This window comes from Paenibacillus sp. LK1 (genome assembly GCF_002750415.1).
Lineage (GTDB): Bacteria > Bacillota > Bacilli > Paenibacillales > Paenibacillaceae > Paenibacillus > Paenibacillus taichungensis.
Genome location: NZ_PEII01000037.1, coordinates 1 through 1,487 on the forward strand (window position 1 = coordinate 1; position 1,487 = coordinate 1,487).

Here is a 1,487-nt window from a genome sequence, read left to right on the forward strand (position 1 = left end):
AAGGCGAAAAGTTATATAACATGTAATAGCGCTTTCCTTTTAGTAAATGGTATAATGTGGAGATGTACACTGGATTTACAAGGGAAGTTACCTCACATTCAATTCAATTTTCAATCTTCTAAGCAAGAGAGGGTGCACCTCACTCCAAAGTGTTGTGCTTCAAAAAGAACTTCCCCTGCTTAACGACAGGAGTTAAACAATATTTTCACTGGAGGAACTGCAATGAAACGTGCTTATCTCTTATTAATAATTGTGCTTACCCTTAGCGCATGCGAACAGACTAATACTAGTACTAATGAAGAGAACACTGCCGTTGTCGTAGGTGATATGGATGCGAAGGAATCTAAAAACACAGAAATTTCGCTGAGCACAAAAGGGGATTTATCAAAAGTCACCTCAGAATTTTTAGCTCAGAACGAAAGTAATCTATCTGCTGGGGATTCTGAAACGGCTTATAAAATGTGTGCAGAAGCTCTGTCTGGATATTATAAAGCGATTTGGAACGGCTCGGAAATTGATTTGGATACTTATATCGATAACGAAAATCTTAAACAATATACGCAAAAAAAAGTTTCATCTCAATATGATTTATTCCTTAAGAACAAGTTTACCTATAATCAGGTGACAGGCGTTGATATTGATGCTAGACAAGTAGAGTATGTTGGAGGAGATAAGAGTTTTTTCTATTTGAAATTAGATGCACGTGTTCATAAGGATATAGGTAACTTTGCTGAACCTACTGAATTTCTTGTGCAAAATTCGAATGGAAAGTTAGTTATTGTTGATTGGTATACAAGTAGTAAGGATAGCTATGATTCATCTGTACGTGGAGATACTCAGACTATTGACAATCCTGATATCTGGAATAACAGTGAATGGGTGAGCACAATGAACTGATTGAATTTCCCGTAGCAATTGGATTGTAGTCTTCAATGGTTTAAACGGGTACATATTTTAAAAATGTCGTCAAAGGGCGTGGCTCGCATTTACAAGTGTTAGCCACTGTCCCATATGACGTTTTTCAGTTGCAAAATCCGCTCTACGTCTCTTCATCCAGTGAAGGGTGAAGGTGCGGCCTTCTTAAATTTGTTTTTCAGCGGACAATCCGTGCAGTCTGCGCATTTGAGTGATGAAGCTTCGTTTCATAATCGCTTTCGGTGGTTGGTTTGCTTTCATATGAGTAACGTAAGTATCCTGATCGCCGGGCATTTCCACGTATCGCCACCTTCCTTCTAAATCAAGTTGCTGATCTTGCTCTTTCCCAGGTGTGTGTGTAATTTCTTCACTTCTATAGCTGCCATTTCCCGGTAGTTCACCCAGCGAAGCCTTCTCTTCCCCTTATTCAAAGTGGGCAAAAGAGTGCAGCCCCCGGACATTGGTGTAAATGATGCCCAGGTTGGCTGTCCGGTATCAAATTGTGTGAGGCTAAAATTGTGTTTTGGGACAGTCCCTTCATTATGAAATTCCCCCTTGAGTACAGCCCCGGA

Annotated in this window: 3 protein-coding genes; 1 reads left to right on the forward strand and 2 read right to left on the reverse strand. The window is 40.0% G+C overall.

Annotated features, from left to right (window positions below; genetic code table 11):
• The first annotated feature begins 222 nt into the window (after positions 1 to 222).
• On the forward strand, positions 223 to 897 hold the full coding sequence (locus CS562_RS32425; protein ID WP_099859438.1) for a hypothetical protein: 675 nt from the start codon (positions 223 to 225) through the stop codon (positions 895 to 897).
• 183 nt (positions 898 to 1,080) lie between these two features.
• Here CS562_RS32425 and CS562_RS33660 read toward each other — a convergent pair whose 3' ends face one another.
• Positions 1,081 to 1,215 carry a hypothetical protein gene (locus CS562_RS33660; protein ID WP_257219680.1) on the reverse strand — a complete coding sequence of 45 codons (135 nt, stop codon included), beginning with the start codon at positions 1,213 to 1,215 and terminating at the stop codon, positions 1,081 to 1,083.
• A gap of 17 nt (positions 1,216 to 1,232) precedes the next feature.
• Positions 1,233 to 1,487 (reverse strand): hypothetical protein (locus CS562_RS33250; protein WP_218966756.1); only part of this gene is annotated, 255 nt, incomplete at its 5' end.